Raw genomic sequence first — 21,199 nt, forward strand, 5'->3', positions numbered from 1 at the left:
ACGCGTCCCCGGAGCGATCCGGGGGCGCGTCCCCTTCTGTTTGCGGACCGAGGCCATGAATACTTCGATTTCGACTGTCATTGCCTTTCTGGAAAGCGTTCATCCCTACGATACCCTGCCGCAGGACGAGTTGGCGCGCGTCGCCAATTCCTTCAGCCGCAGAGAGTTCAATGCCGGAGAAGAGGTTTACCATGCCGGTGAGCCGCTGAACGGGCTTTATCTGATCAAGCGCGGGACCGTCGAAGTTACCGAGCCGTCGGGGCAGGTGATTTCGCTTCTTGGTCCCCGGAACAGTTTTGGTGAACGCGGACTAGCCCGTGACGGTCTGGCTGTGACCAGTGCAAGGGTGACCGAAGACGCTGTGCTACTGCTGTTGCCGGTGCCTGAATTTCGCAGGTTGATTGCGAATTTCCCTGCGTTCGAAAGGTTTTTCAGCCGGGGACGCGGTGGCGAAAACCGAGGAAATGATCTGACGACGCAAAAGGTGGGCGATCTGATGGCGTCGCGCAAACCGATTGCGGTTTCGGTATCCGATAGCGTGAAAGTGGCGGCCCAGAAGATGCGGGATGCCAAGGTCTCTTCGCTTGGTGTGATTGACGGGGACCGCTTCGTCGGAATCGTTACAACGCGCGATATGGCGAACAAGGTTGTCGCAGGTGGATTGGACATTTCCGTTCCGGTGTCCGAGATCATGACTGCGGACCCCGTGACGCTTACCCCAAATTCGCTGGGATCCGACATCCTGCATATCATGCTTGAACGCCGCATTGGCCATTTGCCAGTGGTCGAAGATGGGCGCCTTGTGGGGATGGTCACGCAGACGGACCTGACCCGCTTTCAGGCCGTCAGTTCTGCGCAACTCGTGCGCGATGCGGCTACGGCTGAGTCAATCGAAGAAATGGCCGCTGTCACCGCCCGCATTCCAAAGCTGCTGGTTCAGTTGGTTGGCGGGCATAACGCGCATGAAGTGGTGACGCGACTGATCACGGACATTGCCGATACGGTGACGCGCAGGCTGCTTTCAATGGCCGAGGCTAGCCTTGGTGCCCCGCCGGTTCCTTATCTTTGGCTTGCCTGTGGCTCACAGGGGCGGCAAGAGCAGACAGGTGTCAGTGACCAGGACAACTGCATCATGATTGATGATGCAGTGACCGAAGCTGACATGCCCTATTACGCTGCCTTGGCGAAATTCGTCTCGGACGGGCTGCACGCCTGTGGTTACGTCTACTGCCCCGGCGATATGATGGCGACAAACCCGCAATGGTGCCAACCCGTGCGCATTTGGCGGCAGTATTTTCGGGGCTGGATTGCCAAGCCTGACCCAATGGCCCAAATGTTGGCCAGCGTGATGTTTGATTTGCGTCCTATCGGCGGTCAGGCAAGCTTGTTCCGCGATCTTCAGGCCGAAACGCTGGACCTTGCCGCAAAGAATTCGATCTTTGTGGCCCATATGGTTTCAAACAGCCTGAAGCATACGCCGCCTTTGGGATTGCTTCGCGGCTTTGCGACGATCCGCTCTGGAGAGCACAAGAACCATATCGACATGAAGCACAACGGCGTTGTGCCGGTCGTTGATCTGGGGCGCGTCTATGCACTTGTAGGTGAGTTGGAGCCAGCAAACACGCGCGCGCGGCTTGAGGCGGCAGAACATGCGGGTATCATTAGCGCCTCTGGGGCTCGCGATCTGATCGAAGCCTATGATCTGATCGCTGAGACCCGTTTGGAAAATCAGGCGCGTCTGGTCAGATCCGGGCGTAAGCCCGATAACTTTCTCGCGCCCTCGGATCTTTCGGATTTCGAGCGCAGCCACTTGCGCGACGCCTTTGTCGTTGTGCGGACAATGCAATCCGCTGTGGGTCAAGCCCGCGGCGCAAGAACATAATGACCGGAGCTTGAATGGCCCTTGAACTCATCGCCGCTATCGTCGCCTCGTTTGTGTTGGGTGGCCTTGCGCTTATCTTGCGCAAACTCTCGGGGAATCGTCTGCCGAAATGGTTTGTCTCTGCCGCTGCGGGTGTTGGTCTGATCGGCTTTACCATCTGGTCGGAATATGACTGGTTTGCCCGTGTCAGCGACGAACTTCCAGAGGGCGTTGAGGTCGTTTGGCATCCAACCGAGGCCATGCCTCTGCGTCCATGGACCTATTTGGCGCCGATCACGACCCGCTTTGTCGCTATGGATGTTCGCAGCGTTGCCGCGCATCCGAACAATCCGGATCTGAGGATGGCGAAACTGTTCAACTTTGCGCGATGGACACCGGTTCGTGACGGTCTGGTTGTGGTGGATTGCATGGCCAAGCGCCACGTCCTTGTGACCGAAGGCGTCGAAATTACCGCAGAAGGCGCCCTTAAAGGCGGCGAGTGGACACAGGGTTTTGTGAGTGACGAGTTTGAGACGGCGGCCTGCAAGGCCAGCTAGGGGAGGATGAGATGAACGCGGACGTGGGAAAACGTCACAGGGTTCTTGTGGTCGAAGATGAAGACAACATCGCCATAGCTCTGGACTACCTGATGACACGCGAGGGCTATGAGCACGACCGCATTGCCAATGGTGCAGAAGCCTTGGGGCGCATTCGTGACACGCATCCAGATTTGGTGCTGCTGGATGTCATGCTGCCCGAAGTTTCTGGTTATGAGATTTGCCAAGGGGTGCGTCTTGACCCGAATTTGTCTGACGTGAAGATCCTGATGATGACGGCGCGGGGATCCGCGATTGAACGTCGAAAGGGACTTGCCCTTGGGGCAGACGGGTTCATTTCGAAGCCCTTTGAACTTCAAGAGTTGCGATTGGAGGTGCGCCGCCTTCTGGGGGCGTGACCGGAACGAAAAGGGGAGGCCAGCAATGCTGACCCGGCTTTCACTTCGTCTGAGAATATTCTTGTTTTTTGCCGCCTTGGCCGCAGGGGCGATGGTGGCTTTGGCTGTCGGTTTGACGCTCGGTTACCGACGCCTTGGCGATCCGGAAATTTTATCGGCCTTCATCCAGGGCGGGACAGTTGCCGCGTTCGTCACGCTGGGGCTGATCACCTGGGTCTGGTACCTTTTTGACACGAATGTCGCTAAACCCATTGATATCTTGGCTGGTGCCTTGCGGGCGCGTGCCCATGCCGACGTGACGGGCGAAATGGATGCTGCGATTGCCCGATACCTTGGCGATCTCGCGCCAGCGGCAACAGCGACGGCGCAGTCTCTGGCTGAAACGCGCAATGCACTTGCAGAGGCTGTCGCCCGTGAGACGACACGGCTGAACGATGAAAAGGCGCGACTTGAGGCGCTTTTGTCCGATGTGCCAGTAGGTGTCTTGCTCTGTTCGGGGGACCATGCGCTTGCCTTTTATAACGGGCAGGCGGTTGATTTGATTGGCGTTGGCAACACTGCGCCGGGCCTTGACCGGCGCCTGTTCGATTATCTGAGGGAAGGCCCTATTCGGCTGGCGCATGATCGCCTGATCGCAACTGGTGACCCCGATGCCGCATCAGATCTGCTGGTGTCTACGGTCAGCGGTGCCCGGATTATGTCTGCCCGTATGCGTCTCATGGTGGGGGAGGGCGGATCGGTGCCGGGTTACGTCCTGACGCTGCGCGATGTGACGGCCGACATGGCGTCTCACGCAAGGCGAGAGGCGCTCTTGGCCGAAGTTTTTGACCGCGTCCGTCGCCCTGCGGCGAACCTCTCGACGCTGATTGAAGTCATCCCCGAAGGTGCGGCTGCGCCGGGGCGTCTGGACCATGCGCTGCGGGAAGAGGTGGGGCATTTGGCCCAAGCTGTCACGGAGCTATCGAAACGACATGATGACGGCCGCGACGACGGCTGGCCACTGTCCATGACGCGTGACTCTGATCTTCTGGAAGGTCTGCGCGCGCGGATGGAGGCTGACGGCCTGACCGTAGAGACGCAGAGCGCTGATCTTTTGCTTCGGTGCAACGGTTTTGAGATCATCGCCCTACTGGCTGGGTTGGCCGAAGAAATGGGCAAGGCCGGTCTGGCCAAGGCTTTCCATCTGGTTGTGCAAGAGGATGGCACCGGAGGCTTGATCAGCATGATCTGGAATGGTCCCTCTTTGCCCATGGGCAGGCTGTCGGAATGGCTCGACGCACCCTTAGAGCCGGGTCTGGCGGACGTATTGCGGCGGTCGGTGCTGATGATGCATTCAACCGAAATCTGGCCGGAAACAATGCCGGATGGGCTGCGCAGGCTATCCCTTCCCATTCCGCAAGCACGCCGGGTCGTTCGGCGTCCCGCACCCATTTCACGGGCGGTCGTCTACGACTTTGACCTGCTGTCGAAGGCGCGAAACGCCAAGGTGCAGGATGCACGACTTGAAGATTTGACCTACGTTGTATTCGACACCGAAACCACCGGTCTGTTGCCAGCCCAAGGGGACGAAATCGTTCAGATCGCGGCTGTGCGAATCGTCAACGGACGACGCGTGGATGGCGAGGTATTCGATACCTTGGTCAATCCGCGCAGACCCATCCCCCTGTCTTCAACCGAAGTTCATGGGATTACGGATGCGATGGTGCAAGAGGCCCCCTTTGTAGAAGAGGTCGTGGCCCGTTTTCACAAGTTCGCGGAAGGCGCGGTGTTGATCGCCCATAACGCCCCATTCGACATGGAGTTTTTGCGACGGCAGGAAGCGCAACTTGGGCTTAGGTTCGATCATCCGGTTTTGGATACTGTGCTGCTGTCAGCAGTGGTCTACGGTCAGCATGAGGTGCATTCCCTGGACGCGCTGACGCATCGCCTTGGGATCACCATTCCCGAAGAGGCACGTCACACAGCGATCGGCGACACCGTCGCAACGGCAGATGCATTCCTGAAACTGGTTCCCATGTTGGCTGGGCGCGGTTTCGGAAGCTTTGGAGAAGTCGTCACCGAAGTGCGCCGTCATGGCCGTCTTTTGAAAGACCTGAACCAACAGGCGTGAGCTGCAAACCCTAATCCACTGTTTGAAAAGACAAAGGCCGCCCGGTGGGCGGCCTTTTGTTAATTTGGTGGAGCCAGGGAGGATCGAACTCCCGACCTCTTGAATGCCATTCAAGCGCTCTCCCATCTGAGCTATGACCCCACCGGGATATCGTCACGTTTCCGTTTCGATGCGCGGTGTTTAGGCGAGGCAGCGGGGGGGTGCAAGAGGGAATTTGCACCTTTTTCGCACCCTCGCCAAATTCTCAGCTTTCTTCTTCGTCGCCTGCAACGTCGGCCAGATCATCCAGCGAGACGTTGTCGTCCGTGTCATCTTCCAGCAGATCATCGTCGAGATCGGAATCGTCCGATGCCGTCTCGAGCAGATCATCATCTGCATCCAAATCGTCCACGATCACATCATCATCGTCTTTGTTCGGCGTCGAGCGGCTGATCACCGAAGCGGCAAGCTTGCGGCGGGCAGATTCGATATCGACCACTTCCCCGGTGTAGGGGCTGATGATCGGCGTGCGGTTCAGGTCGTAGAAACGCTTCCCGGTCGTCGGGCAAACGCGCTTCGTACCCCATTCTTCCTTGGGCATAGTGTTTCCCTTAAGGCTGTGGATTTCCAGAGTCGGGGTCGCTTGCCACAGTGCGGCCCTGCTGTCAAAGGCTTTTCGACCCATTGCGGTCAATGTGCATGTGGCTATTCTGCATTGGCAGTTCAAGAGCCGTAAATGCCCGTTCTTTTAGGTCAACCTCCTGTCGAAATCACCCTGCGCCGTTCGGCGCGCACTCGCCGTTTTTCGCTGCGAATCTCGCGGCTTGACGGACGTGTAACGCTGTCCATGCCGCTGCGTGCACGGGAATCCGAGGCGCTGCGCTTTGCTTCCGAGCAGGAAGGATGGATTCGCAAGCAACTGGCAGCCATGCCAAGTCGGGAAATGGTTTCCTTTGGATCGCAGATTCCGATCGAAGGCCGTCTTTGCCGTCTGGAACCGGGAACCGGCCGCTCTGTCCGATTTGAAGGCGATTCGCTTCTGTTGCCAGGCCATGCAGATCAGGCCGGGGTTCGGGCGGGGGCCTTTCTGAAAGTGTTTGCCCGCAATCGTCTTGCCGCTGCCTGCGATCGCTATTCTGCGATTTTGGGCTTGCCTTATACACGGCTGACCTTGCGCGACACTCGGTCTCGCTGGGGCTCTTGCGCCCATGACGGTGCGTTGATGTTTTCGTGGCGCCTGATCATGGCTCCGCCGCGGGTGCTTGACTATGTGGCCGCGCATGAAGTGGCCCATTTGGCCGAGATGAACCATTCCCCCGCGTTTTGGTCGGTTGTTGAACGCCTTTATCCACATTGGAAGCCTCAGCGGGCTTGGTTGCATGACCAGGGCCAGGCCTTGCACGGGTATCATTTCGGGCCTGTGACATCGTCTGAGGATTGACCGCAGACGATTTTGAGTGCTTCGCTACCGCTATGCCAATCACACCACGCCTGACAGACCCGAATGCCGCCGCACATGAGCGGCTTTACCGCAGCCTTCGCCAGCAGGTCATGCATGGCGAACTGGCGCCTGGGCTGCCTTTGACGCTGCGCGGGCTTGCCAAAGAGCATGGTGTCTCCATGACCCCGGCGCGCGAAGCAATTCGACGCTTGGTTGCAGAAGGGGCTTTGACAATTTCGTCCTCTGGCCGCGTCTCAACACCCGAACTCAGCCCTGAACGCATCGAAGAACTGGCCTCGATCAGGGCATTGCTAGAGCCGGAAATGGCTGCCCGAGCCTTGCCACGGGCGCATTTCGCGCTGATCGAGCGTTTGTCGGCGATCAATGCGCTGAATGCCGACGCCGTGGTTCGGCAGGATGCGGTGGCCTATGTGAGGACCAACCTTGAATTCCACAGGACGCTTTACCTGCGGGCGCAAGCCCCTGCCATGTTGGCCATGTGTGAAACGGTCTGGCTGCAATTGGGGCCGACCATGCGGTCGCTTTACTCGCGGCTGAAGCGCAAGGAGCCTCCGCAGCATCACCGAATGATTCTGGCTGCGCTTCGAGCAGGGGATGAGCCCGGATTGCGCTTGGCCGTGCGCACCGACGTCACACAGGGCTTGCGCCATCTGGCAAGCTGACGGGGTATGAAAAAAGGGGCCTCGCGGCCCCTTTCTGGATCAGCTGTGAATTGGACCGTCGCCACAGGCAAGCGCGGCTTCGCGCACGGCCTCGCTATAGGTCGGATGAGCATGGCAGGTCAGCGCCAGATCCTGAGCCGAAGCGCCGAATTCCATGGCCACACAGACTTCGTGGATCAAATCGCCTGCAGCCGGGCCGATGATGTGGCAGCCCAGAATGCGGTCGGTTTCCTTGTCGGCCAGCAGCTTAACAAAGCCATCCGCTTGGAAAACCGCCTTGGCGCGGCCGTTGCCCATGAAGCTGAACTTGCCAACCTTATAGGCGCGGCCTTGCTCTTTCAGTTGCTCTTCGGTGGCGCCTACGGTTGCAACCTCGGGGGTGGTGTAAACCACGCCGGGGATCACGCCATAGTTCACATGGCCATGCTTGCCCGCCATGACTTCTGCCACGGCCATGCCTTCATCTTCGGCTTTGTGGGCCAGCATGGGGCCAACAATGGCGTCGCCGATGGCATAGATGCCCTTCACGCTGGTCTGCCAATGGGCGTCGGTCTTGACCTGACCGCGCGGCAGCATTTCCACGCCGAGGGCTTCAAGTCCGAGACCGGCGGTATAGGGTTTGCGGCCCGTAGCCACCAGAACCACATCTGCTTCGATGCTGTGTTCACTGTCGTCCTTCTTGAGCTTGTAGGTGACCTTCGCGCCCTTCTTGGTCTTTTCAGCGCCCTGAACGGCGGCCCCAAGAACGAACTTAAGGCCTTGCTTGGAAAGGATCTTCTGGAAGCTCTTCGCCACCTCGGCATCCATTCCGGGGGTGATAGCGTCCAGATATTCGACCACCGTCACCTCGGCGCCCAAGCGGGCATAGACCGAACCCATTTCCAGACCGATGACACCAGCACCGATCACGACCATCGACTTGGGCACCTTTGGCAGCGTCAAAGCGCCTGTCGAGGTGACGATGACCTCTTCATCCACGGGCACGTTTGGCAGGCTTGCTGGCTCGGAACCCGTTGCAATCACAATGTTTTTTGCGCTGTGCACGTCATCGCCGACCTTGACCTGACCGGGGGCGGGGATCGAGCCCCAGCCTTTCAGCCACGTCACCTTGTTCTTCTTGAACAGGAATTCGATGCCCTTGGTGTTGCCGTCGATCACACCCTGCTTATAGTCCAGCATCTTGGCCCAATCGACCGTGGGATGTGCGCCCATCAGGCCCATTTTTTCAAAGTTTTCATGGACTTCGTGAAGCTGATGGGTGGCGTTCAGCAGGGCCTTTGACGGGATGCAGCCGACGTTCAGGCAGGTGCCGCCAAGGCTGTCACGGCCTTCGACGCAGGCGGTTTTCAGGCCGAGTTGCGCGCAACGGATGGCGCAGACATAGCCGCCGGGACCACCGCCGATGATGATGACGTCAAATTCTGCCATGGGTCATTTCCTTCGATTTCGGGGTGCGAATGGGGTGTCACCTTCCGTACACCCCCCGTACACCCCCTGTGCATACGAGATTCAGATCAGAGCCGCCACGATCATGGTGAGGGTGGCGAAGAAACCCACGCCCCAGATGGCCGAACGCCACGGGGCGAGGCCAAGGGCATAGGCGGGAACATAAAGGATACGGGCCGCAAGAAACACCCAAGCCGCCCATTGGGTGACAGAAGTGGACTGCTCGCCCAAGGTCACAACGACCACCGCAAGGGTGAACAGGATCAGCCCCTCGAAATGGTTGTTCATCGCGCGCTGCAACCGACCGGTCATGGTCGAGAGCGACCGCTTGGGCGGCACATCGCGGGGGCTGGAGGTATAACGGGTGCCCAGTTCGATATTCGCGGGAATGGCAAAGACAATATACTGCACGGCTTGCAGCAGGCCGCAAAGGGCAAGGGCGGTGAGTTCGGGGGTCATCAGCGTGCCTTCGTTTCGGCTGCATGAGGCGGGCTGAAGCCCGCCCTACGCGCTTGTAGGTCGGGCTTCAGCCCGACTCCGTTACAGATCCATCAGCAGGCGGCGCGGGTCTTCCAGCGCCTCTTTGACGCGGACGAGGAAGGTCACGGCGCCTTTGCCGTCGACGATGCGGTGATCGTAGGAGAGGGCGAGATACATCATCGGACGGATGACGATCTGGCCGTTCACGACCACGGGGCGATCCTGGATCTTGTGCATGCCAAGGATGCCCGACTGCGGCGGGTTCAGGATGGGCGAGGACATGAGCGAGCCATAGACGCCGCCGTTCGAGATGGTGAAGGAACCGCCCTGCATTTCAGCCATGGACAGCTTGCCGTCACGGGCGCGCAGGCCGAGCTCGCCGATCTTCTTTTCGATCTGGGCAAAGCCCATCTGGTCGGCGTCGCGGACAACCGGAACCACCAGACCCGAAGGCGTGCCAACAGCCACGCCCATGTGGACGTAGTGCTTGTAGATGATGTCGCCGCCGTCGATTTCGGCGTTCACTTCCGGCACTTCTTTCAGCGCGTGGCAGCAGGCTTTGACGAAGAAGGACATGAAGCCCATCTTGACGCCGTGCTTCTTCTCGAACTGGTCTTTGTAGGTGTTGCGCAGTTCCATGATGCCGGACATGTCCACCTCGTTATAGGTGGTCAGCATCGCGGCGGTGTTCTGTGCGTCTTTCAGGCGGCGGGCGATGGTGGCCCGCAGGCGGGTCATCTTCACACGCTCTTCGCGGCTGGCATCATCAGCCGAGACCGGGCCGCGTGGCACGGAAGCCGGGGCGGGGGCAGGCGAGGGGGCGGCGGCTGCAGGTGCTGCAACAGCCTTGGCCACGTCTTCTTTCATGATGCGGCCATCACGGCCCGTGCCTTGGACCTGATCGGGGGACAGGCCAGCCTCTGCCATGGCTTTCTTGGCCGATGGCGCGTCTTCAACGGCCTTGGCCGGGGCCGCAGCGGCAGGGGCAGCAGCGGCAGGGGCGGCTTCAGCTTTCGGGGCCTCGGCAGCGGCGGCAGCACCTTCGGTGATGATGCCAAGGCGAGCATTCGCGGCAACGGTTTCGCCTTCGCCGGCGATGATTTCGGCCAGCACACCGGAAACCGGGGCCGGGACTTCGACGGAGACCTTATCGGTTTCCAGTTCGCACAGCATTTCGTCCTGTTTGACGAAATCGCCCACCTTCTTGAACCAGGTGGAGACGGTGGCTTCGCTGACGGATTCGCCGAGGGCGGGCACCATAACGTCGGTCATTTTTGTCTTCCTCCACGCCGTTTGCGGCGTTCTGTCATTTGCGGTCGGGCGAGGCCAATGGTGGCCCCGCGGGAAGGGATCAAAGCATTTAGGTCAGCGTCAGTGCTTCGTTAACGAGCGTTTCCTGCTCGTGCTTGTGGCGCGACGCGAGGCCGGTTGCCGGCGAGGCCGAAGCGGCACGTCCGACATAGCGCGGGCGGGTGTGCTTGGCGCCGATCTTGTTCAGAACCCATTCGATATTCGGTTCGACGAAGGTCCAGTAGCCCTGGTTCTTCGGCTCTTCCTGACACCAGATGATTTCCGCGCCCTTGAAGCGTTCCAGTTCCTTGCTGAGGGCCTGAACCGGGAAGGGGTAGAACTGTTCCAGACGCAGAAGATAGATGTCATCGGCGCCGCGCTTGTCCCGTTCGGCCAAGAGATCGTAATAGACCTTGCCCGAGCACATGACGACGCGCTTGATCTTGTCATCGGACTTCAGCTTCAGGTCCGAATGGCCTTTTTGTGCGTCATCCCACAGAACACGGTGGAACTGGCTGCCGGTGGTGAAGTCTTCGGCATCCGAAATGCACATCGGGTGGCGCAGAAGCGATTTCGGCGTCATCAGGATCAGCGGCTTGCGGAAGGTGCGGTGCAGCTGACGGCGCAGGATGTGGAAATAGTTCGCCGGGGTCGAGCAGTTCGCGACGATCCAGTTGTCATTGGCGCACATCTGCAGGAAGCGTTCGGGGCGCGCCGAGGAGTGTTCCGGACCCTGACCTTCGTAGCCATGCGGCAGAAGGCAGACGAGGCCCGACATCCGAAGCCATTTGCTTTCGCCCGAGTTCACGAACTGGTCGAACATGATCTGGGCGCCGTTGGCGAAATCGCCAAATTGGGCTTCCCACATGACAAGGGCGTTGGGTTCCGACAGCGAGTAGCCGTATTCGAAGCCCAGAACCGCATATTCCGACAGCATCGAGTCGATCACTTCGTAACGCGACTGGCCAGCCCGGATGTGGTTCAGCGGGTAGTAGCGTTCTTCGGTGGTCTGGTCGACAAGGCCGGAATGGCGCTGCGAGAAGGTGCCGCGGGTACAATCCTGCCCGGACAGGCGGACCGGGAAGCCTTCTGTCAAAAGCGAACCAAAAGCGAGTGCTTCGGCGGTTGCCCAGTCAAATCCCTTGCCCGTTTCGAACATCTTTGCCTTGTTTTCCAACAGGCGGCCAACGGTCTTGTGCAGGTCGAAATTGTCCGGGGCACGGGTCAGGGCGCTGCCGACTTCAGCCAGCAGTTCCGGTTTGATCGCGGTGTCGCCCGGCTGGTATTCCTCGCGCTCGCGGTCGAGGCCTGACCAACGGCCATCCAGCCAGTCGGCCTTGTTCGGCTTGAACGACTTGCCCGCCTCGAAGTCTTCATTCAGGCGCGACTGGAACGCGGCCTTCATGTCTTCGATTTCGCCTTCGGGGATCAGGCCATCTTTCACCAGACGGTCGGTGTAAAGCTGAAGCGTGGTCTTGTGCTTCTTGATGTTGGTATACATCTGCGGGTTGGTGAACATCGGCTCGTCGCCTTCGTTGTGACCGAAGCGGCGGTAGCAGAAGATGTCCAGAACCACGTCTTTGTGGAACTTCTGGCGGAATTCGATGGCAACCTTTGCGGCGTGCACCACGGCCTCGGGGTCGTCACCATTGACGTGGAAGATCGGGGCTTCGACCATCAGTGCGATGTCGGTCGGGTAGGGCGACGAACGCGAGAAGTGAGGCGCGGTGGTAAAGCCGATCTGGTTGTTGACGACGATATGGATCGTGCCGCCGGTGCGATGACCACGCAGACCAGACAGGCCGAAGCATTCGGCGACGACACCCTGACCTGCAAAGGCCGCATCGCCGTGCAGAAGGATGGGAAGAACGGCGATGCGTTCATTCGTGTCGCCATATTGGTCTTGCTTGGCGCGGACCTTGCCCAGAACGACCGGGTTCACAGCCTCAAGGTGGCTGGGGTTCGCGGTCAGGGACAGGTGGACCTTGTTGCCATCGAACTCACGGTCCGACGAGGCGCCGAGGTGATACTTCACGTCGCCAGAGCCGTCCACATCCTCGGGCTTGTAGCTGCCGCCTTGGAATTCGTGGAAGATGGCGCGGTAAGGTTTGCCCATCACGTTGGCAAGAATGTTCAGACGGCCGCGGTGCGGCATGCCGATGACGATTTCCTTCAGGCCCAACTGACCGCCGCGCTTGATGATCGCTTCCATCGCCGGGATCAGCGCTTCGCCGCCATCAAGGCCGAAACGCTTGGTGCCCATGTATTTGACGTGCAGGAACTTTTCAAAGCCTTCGGCTTCGACCAGCTTGTTCAAAATGGCTTTGCGGCCTTCGCGGGTGAAGGCGATTTCCTTGCCATAGCCTTCGATCCGCTCTTTCAGCCAGCTGGCCTGCTCGGGATCGGAGATGTGCATGTATTGCAGCGCAAAGGTGCCGCAATAGGTGCGCTTCACGATGTCGATGATCTGGCGCATCGAGGCGATTTGCAGGCCCAGAACATTGTCGATGAAAACCGGGCGGTCCATATCGGCTTCGGTGAAGCCATAGGATTTCGGGTCCAGCTCTGGATGCGGGGTGTGGTCGCGCATGCCCAGCGGGTCGATGTCGGCGATCAGGTGGCCGCGGATACGGTAGGCGCGGATGATCATCAGCGCGCGGATCGAATCCAGCACGGCGCGCTGCACCTGCGCGTCAGACAGCGAAACGCCCGCTTCGGTGGCCTTTTCGACAATTTTCTTGCCGGCGGCCTTGGCTTCTTTCACCGGCGGTGCGGGCCATTCGCCGGTCAGGGCGGCGGTCAGGTCGTCAGCGGGCTGCTGCGGCCAGTCGTTGCGGGCCCAGCTTGGGCCTTCGGCGGCGCGCTTTGCGGTGACTTCGCTTTCCCCAAGGCTGCGGAAAAATTCGGCCCATGCGGCATCCACTGAACTTGGGTCAGCAGCGAAGCGCGCCTGAAGCTGGTCGATATATTCCGCGTTCGCTCCGTCTAGGAACGAGCCTGCGCGGAACTGGCTGTTTGGGGATTGCTCGGTCATGTCGTGCACCTCTCCTCGGGTGGCGCTTTATTCAGTTTCGGGCGGAAGGATCGTCACCCTTCCGCCCGCATTTCAGTTCATCAAACCTTTGACCGCTTTGGTCAGCGGCTGGTTCGGCTCTGCCCGGTCCAAAGTGAAGGGAACGGCCAGGGCCAGTGCAAGGATCAAACCCAGGAAGGAGGCCAGACCCAAGACACTGCGCTTGTCGAAAACCTCTTCTTCCATGGTGATCTCCTTGATCTGCTTTATTTGCCGATGGCTTTCATCACGGCTTCGCCCAATGTCGCAGGGCTGTCTGCGACGACGATGCCGGCTGATTTCATGGCCTCGATCTTCGATTCCGCGTCACCCTTGCCACCGGCAACGATCGCACCGGCATGGCCCATGCGGCGGCCGGGAGGAGCGGTGCGGCCAGCGATGAAACCGGCGCAGGGCTTCCAGCGGCCTTTCTTCTTTTGCTCTTTCAGGAATTCGGCGGCTTCTTCTTCGGCCGAACCACCGATTTCACCGATCATGATCATCGAGGTCGTTTCCGGATCATCGAGGAACATGTTCAACACGTCGATATGTTCGGTGCCCTTGATCGGGTCACCGCCGATGCCGACAGCGGTCGACTGGCCAAGGCCCAGATCGGTGGTCTGCTTCACGGCCTCGTAGGTCAGGGTGCCAGAGCGCGACACGACGCCCACGGAACCGCGACGGTGGATGTGGCCCGGCATGATGCCGATTTTGCAGGCGTCGGGGGTGATGACGCCGGGGCAGTTCGGCCCGACGAGGCGCGACTTCGAGCCTTCGAGGGCGCGCTTGACTTTCATCATGTCCAGAACCGGGATGCCTTCGGTAATGCAGACGATCAGTTCCATTTCGGCGTCGATGGCCTCAAGGATCGAGTCGGCGGCGAAGGGCGGGGGAACGTAGATCACAGAGGCGTTGGCCGCGGTCTTTGCCTTGGCTTCGTGCACAGAGTTGAACACCGGAAGGTTCAGGTGCGAAGTGCCGCCTTTGCCGGGCGTCACGCCGCCAACCATCTGGGTGCCATAGGCGATGGCCTGTTCCGAATGGAAGGTGCCCTGCGAGCCGGTGAAGCCCTGGCAGATGACTTTGGTGTTTTTGTCGACGAGTACGGCCATCGGGGCCTCCTGAAGAAAACGTTCTGGTTTCGGGCGGAGTTGCCGCCCGGTTCACGGACTGCCAGGTTGAGGATCGGCGGGCTTAGTTGCCGTAGTCGCCGATCCCATGAGCCGGGCAGGAAATCGCAATCTCGCCATCTGGAACCGTTCCCGAGCGCGCCCAATCCGACTGCTCTTGGCAGACAGGAACGTGGCCGTCTGTACCGGGGTTGCCTCCGAGGCCGCCGCCACAAGCGGCAAGCAGGAGGCTGGTCAGACCAAGGACGAGAGTGTTGCGCATCAAGTTACCCTTTCACCGCTTTGACAATCTTCTGTGCCGCATCCGACAGGTTGTCGGCGGCGATCACGTTCAGGCCAGATTCGTTGATGATCTTCTTGCCGAGTTCGACGTTCGTCCCTTCAAGGCGAACAACCAGCGGCACCTTCAGACCAACTTCCTTCACCGCGGCAATGGTGCCTTCGGCGATGATGTCGCAGCGCATGATGCCGCCAAAGATGTTCACGAGGATGCCTTTGACGTTCGGATCCGAGGTGATGATCTTGAAGGCTTCGGTCACTTTTTCCTTGGTGGCGCCGCCGCCGACGTCAAGGAAGTTGGCCGGTTCAGCGCCGTAAAGCTTGATGATGTCCATCGTGGCCATCGCCAGACCTGCGCCGTTCACCATGCAGCCGATTTCGCCATCAAGCGCGATGTAGTTCAGGTCGAACTTCGATGCGGCCAGTTCTTTCGGGTCTTCTTCGGTTTCGTCGCGCAGGGCGGCGATATCGGGGTGACGGTAGATGGCGTTGCCGTCAAAGCCCATCTTGGCATCAAGGCATTTCAAGTTGCCGTTGGTCATGACCACCAGCGGGTTGATTTCCAGCATGTCCATGTCTTTTTCGACAAACAGCTTGTAAAGGTTTTTGACCATGGCGACGCATTGCTTAACCTGCGGTCCTTCCAGACCAAGGGCAAAGGCCACGCGGCGGCCGTGGAAATCCGACAGGCCCGAAGCCGGGTCGACGGTGAAGGAGACGATCTTTTCGGGCGTGTCATGGGCCACATCTTCGATCGACATGCCGCCTTCGGTCGAGGCAACGAACGAGATGCGCGAGGATTTGCGGTCGATCAGCATGGCGAGATAGAGTTCACGCTCGATGTCCGAACCGTCTTCGATGTAGATGCGGTTGACCTGCTTGCCGGCAGGGCCGGTCTGGATGGTCACCAGCGTGCGGCCCAGCATCTGACGGGCGAACTGGTCGGCTTCCTCGACCGAGCGGGCAAGGCGGACGCCGCCCTTTTCACCGGCCTCGGCTTCTTTGAAGCTGCCCTTGCCCCGGCCGCCTGCGTGGATCTGCGCTTTCACAACCCACAGCGGGCCATCAAGCTCGCCAGCAGCGGTTTTTGCATCTTCGGCTTTCAGCACCACGCGGCCGTCCGAGACCGGAACGCCATAGGACCGCAGAAGAGCTTTGGCCTGATATTCATGGATGTTCATCGGTCGTCCCTCGGCTGTTCGATTTCATAGCGTGATGCCATGTAAAACGGCGTCCGCAAAACGTGTTTTCGACGATAGAGGGCAATTCCGCCAATAAACCGACATTTGTGATCACGGCGATTATGGGTGTGATCACAAGTTGTCGTGGCGTTCCTTCGCGCGGGCTTTGGAAGCGTGATCACAAATGCAAAAGTGATTCGGAATGCATAGAAAAGGCTTTAATTTGTTGGCGCTAACAGCGGATTTTTGCGGTGAACAGGGCCTGACCGCGCGGCAGAAGCGCAGGGGTTTGTTCAATCAGCCAGCCGCAGTTGGATGCAGTTCCCAGAACGTCCGACTGTCGAAAATGCCAAGGCGCTCGGTCCGGATGTGTGACGACACCATCGGTTTGCCGGTAGGCGCCTGACTGGTTTTCAGGGGCGAGAAACACCGTGAACAGCAAAGCGATAAGCTGCGGGCAGCGAGCGGGAAGGTTTGTGAGGGCAGTTTGCAGATGCCCAAGGGGCAGGTGCGTAAACACCCCAAAGGCGATGGCGAAATCTATCGTCTGCGGAACGCCCGGAAAGCTGAAGTCATGATCTTCGATCAGGTGGTCCGGCGAAAGGCGGGCCGGATCTGAAAGTTCCAATTCTCGCCCCCTTTGCATCAGGGCAAGGCTGGCATCGGTGGCCCAGTAATGCCCGGGCTCAAGATAAGGCACGGCCTTGCAGCCAAGCCGCATGGAGCCTGCGCCGATGTCCAAGAGGTGATGATGCGGCAAGAGCCCGGCCTCTTTCAGCACCGCCATCTGCACCCGCCCGGTCTCATCCCAGCGGCCACCCACGATGTCGCGGTGGCGGCCTTCGGCCAGCGCCTTGTCGTAAAAGCCGGGAACCAGATAGGGGGAAACCGGTCGCGCCATCAGTCCTTGGCGGCCTGTTGTGCCAGTTCCAGCATGAGATCGGTGGCCACGGCCATATCCTGCACCGAAATCCATTCCAGCGGGCCGTGGATGTTCTGCATTCCGGTGAACAGGTTCGGACAGGGCACGCCCATTTCCGTCAGACGCGACCCATCGGTGCCGCCGCGAATGGGGACGGAAACCGGCTCGACCCCGATTTTGCGGGCGGCAGCGCGGGCCAATTCCACGGGCGTCATGTCCTTTTCTAGCCAATAGCGCATGTTGCGGTATTGCGGCTTGATGGTGCAGGTGATCTGCGCGCGGGGTTCGCCCAGTTGGACGGCCTCGCACACCTTTTGCAGCAAGACCCCCTTGGCGGCCAACCCGTCCAGTTCGAAATCGCGCAGGATGAAACGCAAAGTCGCCTCGGCGCTGCCGCCTGTCAGTTCATAGGCATGAATAAAGCCGTCGCGCCCATCGGTCGTTTCCGGTGTCATGGTCACATGGGGCAGGGTGTCGATGATCTTTGCCGCCAGATGCAGTGCGTTCACCATCTTGTCCTTGGCATAGCCGGGGTGGATGGAGACACCGGTGATCTGCACCACCGCGCCATCGGCAGAAAAGCTTTCATATTCGATCTCACCCACGGCCCCGCCGTCGAAGGTATAGGCGAAATCGGCCTTGATGTCCTTTGGCACGCGGGCATCGACCCCGCGCCCGATTTCCTCATCCGGGGTGAAGGCAATGCGCAGGGTGGGGCGTTTGATTTGCGGATTGGCCAGAAGGTGACGCGCGGCCGTCATGATGATGGCGACCCCCGCCTTGTCATCGGCGCCCAAGAGTGTGGTGCCCGAGGCGGTGATGAGGTCATGCCCCTGTTTTTCCGCCAGATAGGGGAAGTCATTGGGTGAAAGAACAAGACCCGGCGCATCGGGGAAGGTGATGTCGCCACCATTCCATTTGCGGATGGTGCGCGGCTTTACCCCCGTTGCATTGAACTGTGGGGCCGTATCGACATGGGCCAGAAAGCCAACGGTCGGTCCGGGGACGGTGCCGGGGATTGTCGCATAGACGGTGCCATATTCCGAAAGCTCGACGTCGGACGCCCCGATTTCGCGTAGCTCTTGTTCCAGAAGGCGCAGGATATCCCACTGAATTGCGGTCGAGGGGGAGGAAGGCGAGTCTTCATCGCTTTGGCTGTCAATCGCCGCATAGCGGGTCAGGCGGTCTTCCAGTTCTGCGTCAAAACGGCTCATCTCTCTCTCCTTCGCTTGGCGGTGATGTGGCGTCCTTGGGTGAGGGAAGTCAATGGGCGGGAGGATTTGAGAACGCGCGCAGGTATGGGAGACGAATTCTTGTTTTGGAATGTGATTGATGCGGATCAAAGCGCAGAAGTGGGGAATGGTCTAACAGGAAGTCGGAAATGCGCGCTGGTGTGAAACGGAGTTCACCAATGTCTCGTTTGATGATGGTTTTGTTTTCAATCATTTCGACCTCTCTGATGGGGGCTGCGATTGTCTTTGCCTTGACGATGGGAATGGATACGCTGAGGCCCATTCTGGCTGCGGCATCCATCGGATTTGTTGCGGCCATTCCGGTCAGTTGGTTTGTCGCCCGTCAGATCGCCTGAGCGCGACGGAAAGCGGTGGCCTAGACGTTACGATGCAAAGGCCCCAATTCAGGAGCAGGCTATGTCCTTACCCAAAGGTTATTCGCGCGCCCAAATCGCCCTTCACTGGGTAGTCGCGGTGCTGATCGTTTTGCAGTTTGTCTTGCATGAGCCGATTGCCGAGGCTTGGGACGTGATCGAAGATGGGGGAGTGGCGGCGTTCGATCCGGTCGTCGCAATGCACGTCTTTGGCGGGTTGGCCGTTCTGGTCTTTGCGGCTTGGCGTTTGGTGTTGCGGAAAACCCGTGGCGCACCGCCCCCACCAGAAGCCGAGCCTGCGCCGCTGAAGCTGGCGGCCCATCTGGGACACATGGCGCTTTATGCGCTGATGATTCTGATGCCGATCACCGGTGCTGTTGCGTGGTTTGGTGGCATCGAGGCTTCGGCAGAAGTGCATGAAGCGATGAAGCCCGCCATGCTGATCCTTGTGGCAGTCCATTTGCTTGCCGCCCTTTGGCATCAGTTCTGGCTGAAGGACGGGCTGATGCTGCGGATGAAGCGGGCAGAAAAGTAAGAGTCAGGCGGTCAGGAAAACTCGGACCGTCTCTTCGAACTCGCGGGGCTTTTCGGCGTGCAGCCAATGCCCCGCACCGGGGATCTTCGCAAAACGCGCGACCGGGAAAAGGCTGCGGATCTGCTCGCGGTATTCGGGCCGAACATAGGTGCTTTCTGCACCTGTGAGGAAGAGTGTCGGGCCGTCGAACTGCCCTTGGGTGCCGGGCCAGCCGACGATCTTAGGCATCTCGGCCTCTAGCACGTCCAGATTCAGTTTCCACTGTGGCGGCTTTGTCTTGAAGTCGAGCGATTGCAGGAAGAAAGACCGCAAGGTCGGGTTGTCAACCATCGTCGCAAGGGCTGCATCCGCTTCGGCCCGGTTGGTCAATGTTTCCAGATCAAGGCTGCGCATCGCATGGATATGCCGGGTTTGATCATGGTCATAGGCGACAGGCGCGATATCGGCGACGATCAGGCGGCGGATCTTTTCCGGCTGCGTCAGGGCCAGTTGCATCGCAGCCTTGCCGCCCATCGAATGACCCAAGAGATCAACCTTGCCCCCCAGATGGTCGATCACCTCGGCAATATCTTTGGCCATTGCCGGATAATCATGGGTGGGGTTGCGCGGGCTGGAGCCGTGGTTGCGTTGATCGACCGCCCAGACGTCGCGGATATCGGCCAGCCGGCGGGCAATGACCCCCCAATTGCGGGCCGAGCCGTAGAGGCCGTGGACGATCAGCAACGGCAAGGCGTCGCTGGGGGTGGTCGCGGGGTGATGGATCGTGGCAAGCATGCCACCGGTTTATCGCTTGTCGGCGGCATCGGCCAGATCAGTTGAGCATTCCGCGCGGGAAGATTACCCTTGCGGCAAAGATGAGGGTTTCATGAGTGCAGTAACGTTGCAGCAGATGGCCGATCGTGTCGCCGACATGATGGAAGAACGCCTGCGTATCCGTGGCAAGGATTTGAAGACCAAGCTCAAGCGGGGTGGGCGTTTGCTGCCGCGTAAGGTGCGCCACGCAGGCGAGGCTTTGGCGGATGCAGCCGAGCGGGGAAAGAACCCCAAGCTTTTGGTTCAGGTCGATATGGGCAAGGTCGCGCAGGATTACGATATCTGCGTGCACCACCTTTCGACCGTTACCCAAAGGGGCGGGTTCAAGGCCCGTCTGATTGGCATCGCGGCCACCGTGGCTTTCGGGCTTCTGGTCGTCGGGGCTGTCTGGCTGTTCATACAGCGCGCGAAGGGTGCGATCTGACGCGCGGCGAAAGCGGCTTTTGTGACAGGGCCGAGCGGATGACGACAGTCACCGTGGCGAAGGCCACGAAGAGAAGTAGATACCACGACCCCAATTTGGCAAAGCTGACCCACTGGCCGGGCAACTGGCCGGAGTAGAGCCACGTTCCGGTTGCGGTCCCCACATTTTCGGCCACCCAAAGGGCCAGGGCAGACAGGAAGGCGGCGACGGGCAGGGGCATCCACCAGTCGCGGGCGTCTTCATGCGACGAGACGCGGAACCAGATCCGGGTGCGGGCAAAGAGGATCAGGGTCGCAGCGAAAAGGGCGTAGCGGATGTCGGGCAGGAAGTGGTGGGCAAAGAAGTTCACATAGATCGCCACGGCCAGAACCATGGTCATCCAGAACGGCGGATAGGGGGCGAAGCGCATGTCGAAGATGCGGATCACCCGGGCGATATAGCTGCCGACAGCGGCATACATGAAACCGGAAAAGAGCGGCACATCCATCAGCTTGAAGATACCCGGCTCGGGGTAGGCCCAGCTTCCGGCATGGACCTTGAACCACTCCATCGCGGTGCCGGTCAGGTGAAAGAGAAGGATCACGCGGGCCTCTTCCCAAGTTTCCAGTTTGAACCGCAGGAAAAGGGCTTGGGTCGTGATCGCGAAGAGGAACAGGGCGTCGTAGCGATGGAGGGGCCAGTCGGGGTTCCAGATCAGCTTGGTCCCGATGATGGCGATGAGGAGAAGGCCGCCGAACAGGCAGGCCCAGCCTTGTTTCAGAATGAACATCACCGCCTCGACCAGCAGGTGGGGAAGGCGTGCGCGGGCCCAGTCACCAAGGCGGCGTTCAAGGCTGAGGGTGGAGCGGATCGGGGCGGTCATCGGGGCCTTTCAGATCAGGTCCAGCCAAGCTAGGGGCCGCAAAAGCTGCGGTCAATGTCAGGAAAACCCGAGCGTCCCCGTCGGGGACGCTTTTTATGGTGTTTAAAATCAACGTGTTATGTTTTGGCGTTAGGTGTTTTTTAATAAATC

Annotated in this window: 21 protein-coding genes, 1 tRNA gene and 1 pseudogene; 9 read left to right on the forward strand and 14 right to left on the reverse strand. The window is 59.7% G+C overall.

Annotated features, from left to right (window positions below; all coding sequences use genetic code 11):
• The first annotated feature begins 55 nt into the window (after positions 1-55).
• From ACSBLW_RS17710 to ACSBLW_RS17725, 4 genes are read left to right on the forward strand one after another with little or no spacing between them, the layout of a single operon-like run.
• Positions 56-1,882: a DUF294 nucleotidyltransferase-like domain-containing protein gene (locus tag ACSBLW_RS17710; protein ID WP_435257920.1), complete on the forward strand. Its 1,827-nt coding sequence runs from the start codon at positions 56-58 to the stop codon at positions 1,880-1,882.
• 14 nt (positions 1,883-1,896) lie between these two features.
• Positions 1,897-2,418, forward strand: a complete 522-nt coding sequence (locus ACSBLW_RS17715) for a hypothetical protein (RefSeq protein ID WP_435257921.1) — start codon at positions 1,897-1,899, stop codon at positions 2,416-2,418.
• An 11-nt stretch (positions 2,419-2,429) separates the two neighbouring features.
• Complete coding sequence (locus ACSBLW_RS17720) at positions 2,430-2,816, forward strand: response regulator transcription factor (protein ID WP_435257922.1); 387 nt, start codon at positions 2,430-2,432, stop codon at positions 2,814-2,816.
• 25 nt (positions 2,817-2,841) lie between these two features.
• On the forward strand, positions 2,842-4,926 hold the full coding sequence (locus ACSBLW_RS17725; protein WP_435257923.1) for an exonuclease domain-containing protein: 2,085 nt from the start codon (positions 2,842-2,844) through the stop codon (positions 4,924-4,926).
• 65 nt (positions 4,927-4,991) lie between these two features.
• Here the strand turns inward: ACSBLW_RS17725 and ACSBLW_RS17730 are convergent.
• Together ACSBLW_RS17730 and ACSBLW_RS17735 are read right to left on the reverse strand one after the other, a co-directional pair.
• A tRNA-Ala gene (locus ACSBLW_RS17730) sits at positions 4,992-5,067 on the reverse strand.
• Between the two features lie 103 nt (positions 5,068-5,170).
• Positions 5,171-5,506, reverse strand: a complete 336-nt coding sequence (locus ACSBLW_RS17735) for a TIGR02300 family protein (RefSeq protein WP_435257924.1) — start codon at positions 5,504-5,506, stop codon at positions 5,171-5,173.
• 135 nt (positions 5,507-5,641) lie between these two features.
• Between ACSBLW_RS17735 and ACSBLW_RS17740 the strand changes: the two genes are divergently transcribed.
• Positions 5,642-6,346, forward strand: a complete 705-nt coding sequence (locus ACSBLW_RS17740; protein WP_435257925.1) for a M48 family metallopeptidase — start codon at positions 5,642-5,644, stop codon at positions 6,344-6,346.
• A gap of 32 nt (positions 6,347-6,378) precedes the next feature.
• Positions 6,379-7,029 carry a GntR family transcriptional regulator gene (locus tag ACSBLW_RS17745; protein ID WP_435257926.1) on the forward strand — a complete coding sequence of 217 codons (651 nt, stop codon included), beginning with the start codon at positions 6,379-6,381 and terminating at the stop codon, positions 7,027-7,029.
• A gap of 39 nt (positions 7,030-7,068) precedes the next feature.
• Here the strand turns inward: ACSBLW_RS17745 and lpdA are convergent, their stop codons facing one another.
• The 10 genes and pseudogenes from lpdA to pepT form a co-directional block, all read right to left on the reverse strand.
• Complete coding sequence (gene lpdA / locus ACSBLW_RS17750) at positions 7,069-8,457, reverse strand: dihydrolipoyl dehydrogenase (RefSeq protein WP_435257927.1); 1,389 nt, start codon at positions 8,455-8,457, stop codon at positions 7,069-7,071.
• An 81-nt stretch (positions 8,458-8,538) separates the two neighbouring features.
• On the reverse strand, positions 8,539-8,934 hold the full coding sequence (locus ACSBLW_RS17755; protein WP_435257928.1) for an MAPEG family protein: 396 nt from the start codon (positions 8,932-8,934) through the stop codon (positions 8,539-8,541).
• Positions 8,935-9,015: 81 nt separating this feature from the next.
• A pseudogene (gene odhB, locus ACSBLW_RS17760) lies at positions 9,016-10,236 on the reverse strand (2-oxoglutarate dehydrogenase complex dihydrolipoyllysine-residue succinyltransferase); the annotation flags it as partial.
• Positions 10,237-10,315: 79 nt separating this feature from the next.
• Positions 10,316-13,279 carry a 2-oxoglutarate dehydrogenase E1 component gene (locus tag ACSBLW_RS17765; RefSeq protein ID WP_435257929.1) on the reverse strand — a complete coding sequence of 988 codons (2,964 nt, stop codon included), beginning with the start codon at positions 13,277-13,279 and terminating at the stop codon, positions 10,316-10,318.
• Between the two features lie 72 nt (positions 13,280-13,351).
• Positions 13,352-13,504, reverse strand: a complete 153-nt coding sequence (locus ACSBLW_RS17770; protein ID WP_435257930.1) for a hypothetical protein — start codon at positions 13,502-13,504, stop codon at positions 13,352-13,354.
• Between the two features lie 20 nt (positions 13,505-13,524).
• Positions 13,525-14,409 carry a succinate--CoA ligase subunit alpha gene (sucD, locus tag ACSBLW_RS17775; protein WP_435257931.1) on the reverse strand — a complete coding sequence of 295 codons (885 nt, stop codon included), beginning with the start codon at positions 14,407-14,409 and terminating at the stop codon, positions 13,525-13,527.
• Between the two features lie 82 nt (positions 14,410-14,491).
• Entirely contained in the window at positions 14,492-14,689 is a 198-nt protein-coding gene (locus ACSBLW_RS17780; RefSeq protein ID WP_435257932.1) for a hypothetical protein, read from the reverse strand.
• A 4-nt stretch (positions 14,690-14,693) separates the two neighbouring features.
• Positions 14,694-15,887 (reverse strand): ADP-forming succinate--CoA ligase subunit beta, encoded by a 1,194-nt coding sequence (sucC, locus tag ACSBLW_RS17785; protein WP_435257933.1) that lies wholly within the window; start codon positions 15,885-15,887, stop codon positions 14,694-14,696.
• A gap of 232 nt (positions 15,888-16,119) precedes the next feature.
• The gene (locus tag ACSBLW_RS17790) at positions 16,120-16,788 is read right to left on the reverse strand and encodes a class I SAM-dependent methyltransferase (RefSeq protein ID WP_435257934.1); all 669 of its coding nucleotides are present in this window, start codon (positions 16,786-16,788) and stop codon (positions 16,120-16,122) included.
• Complete coding sequence (gene pepT, locus ACSBLW_RS17795) at positions 16,788-18,023, reverse strand: peptidase T (RefSeq protein ID WP_435257935.1); 1,236 nt, start codon at positions 18,021-18,023, stop codon at positions 16,788-16,790. The genes ACSBLW_RS17790 and pepT overlap by 1 nt, the downstream gene beginning before the upstream one ends.
• A gap of 197 nt (positions 18,024-18,220) precedes the next feature.
• Between pepT and ACSBLW_RS17800 the strand changes: the two genes are divergently transcribed.
• Both ACSBLW_RS17800 and ACSBLW_RS17805 read left to right on the forward strand, forming a co-directional pair.
• Positions 18,221-18,397 (forward strand): CTP synthetase, encoded by a 177-nt coding sequence (locus ACSBLW_RS17800; RefSeq protein ID WP_435257936.1) that lies wholly within the window; start codon positions 18,221-18,223, stop codon positions 18,395-18,397.
• A gap of 61 nt (positions 18,398-18,458) precedes the next feature.
• The gene (locus ACSBLW_RS17805; RefSeq protein WP_435257937.1) at positions 18,459-18,950 is read left to right on the forward strand and encodes a cytochrome b; all 492 of its coding nucleotides are present in this window, start codon (positions 18,459-18,461) and stop codon (positions 18,948-18,950) included.
• Between the two features lie 3 nt (positions 18,951-18,953).
• On the opposite strand, the gene ACSBLW_RS17810 is transcribed toward ACSBLW_RS17805, so the two are convergent.
• Positions 18,954-19,724, reverse strand: coding sequence for an alpha/beta fold hydrolase (locus ACSBLW_RS17810; protein ID WP_435257938.1), 771 nt, complete (start codon positions 19,722-19,724; stop codon positions 18,954-18,956).
• Positions 19,725-19,815: 91 nt separating this feature from the next.
• Here ACSBLW_RS17810 and ACSBLW_RS17815 point away from each other — a divergent pair, with 91 nt between their 5' ends.
• Positions 19,816-20,187 carry a hypothetical protein gene (locus tag ACSBLW_RS17815; RefSeq protein ID WP_435257939.1) on the forward strand — a complete coding sequence of 124 codons (372 nt, stop codon included), beginning with the start codon at positions 19,816-19,818 and terminating at the stop codon, positions 20,185-20,187.
• On the opposite strand, the gene ACSBLW_RS17820 is transcribed toward ACSBLW_RS17815, so the two are convergent.
• Positions 20,159-21,049: a DUF817 domain-containing protein gene (locus ACSBLW_RS17820; protein ID WP_435257940.1), complete on the reverse strand. Its 891-nt coding sequence runs from the start codon at positions 21,047-21,049 to the stop codon at positions 20,159-20,161. The two genes, ACSBLW_RS17815 and ACSBLW_RS17820, sit on opposite strands and share 29 nt — an antisense overlap.
• Positions 21,050-21,199 lie beyond the last annotated feature (150 nt).

Origin of the sequence: Thioclava sp. FR2, from assembly GCF_051200875.1 — a bacterium.
Lineage (GTDB): Bacteria > Pseudomonadota > Alphaproteobacteria > Rhodobacterales > Rhodobacteraceae > Pseudotabrizicola.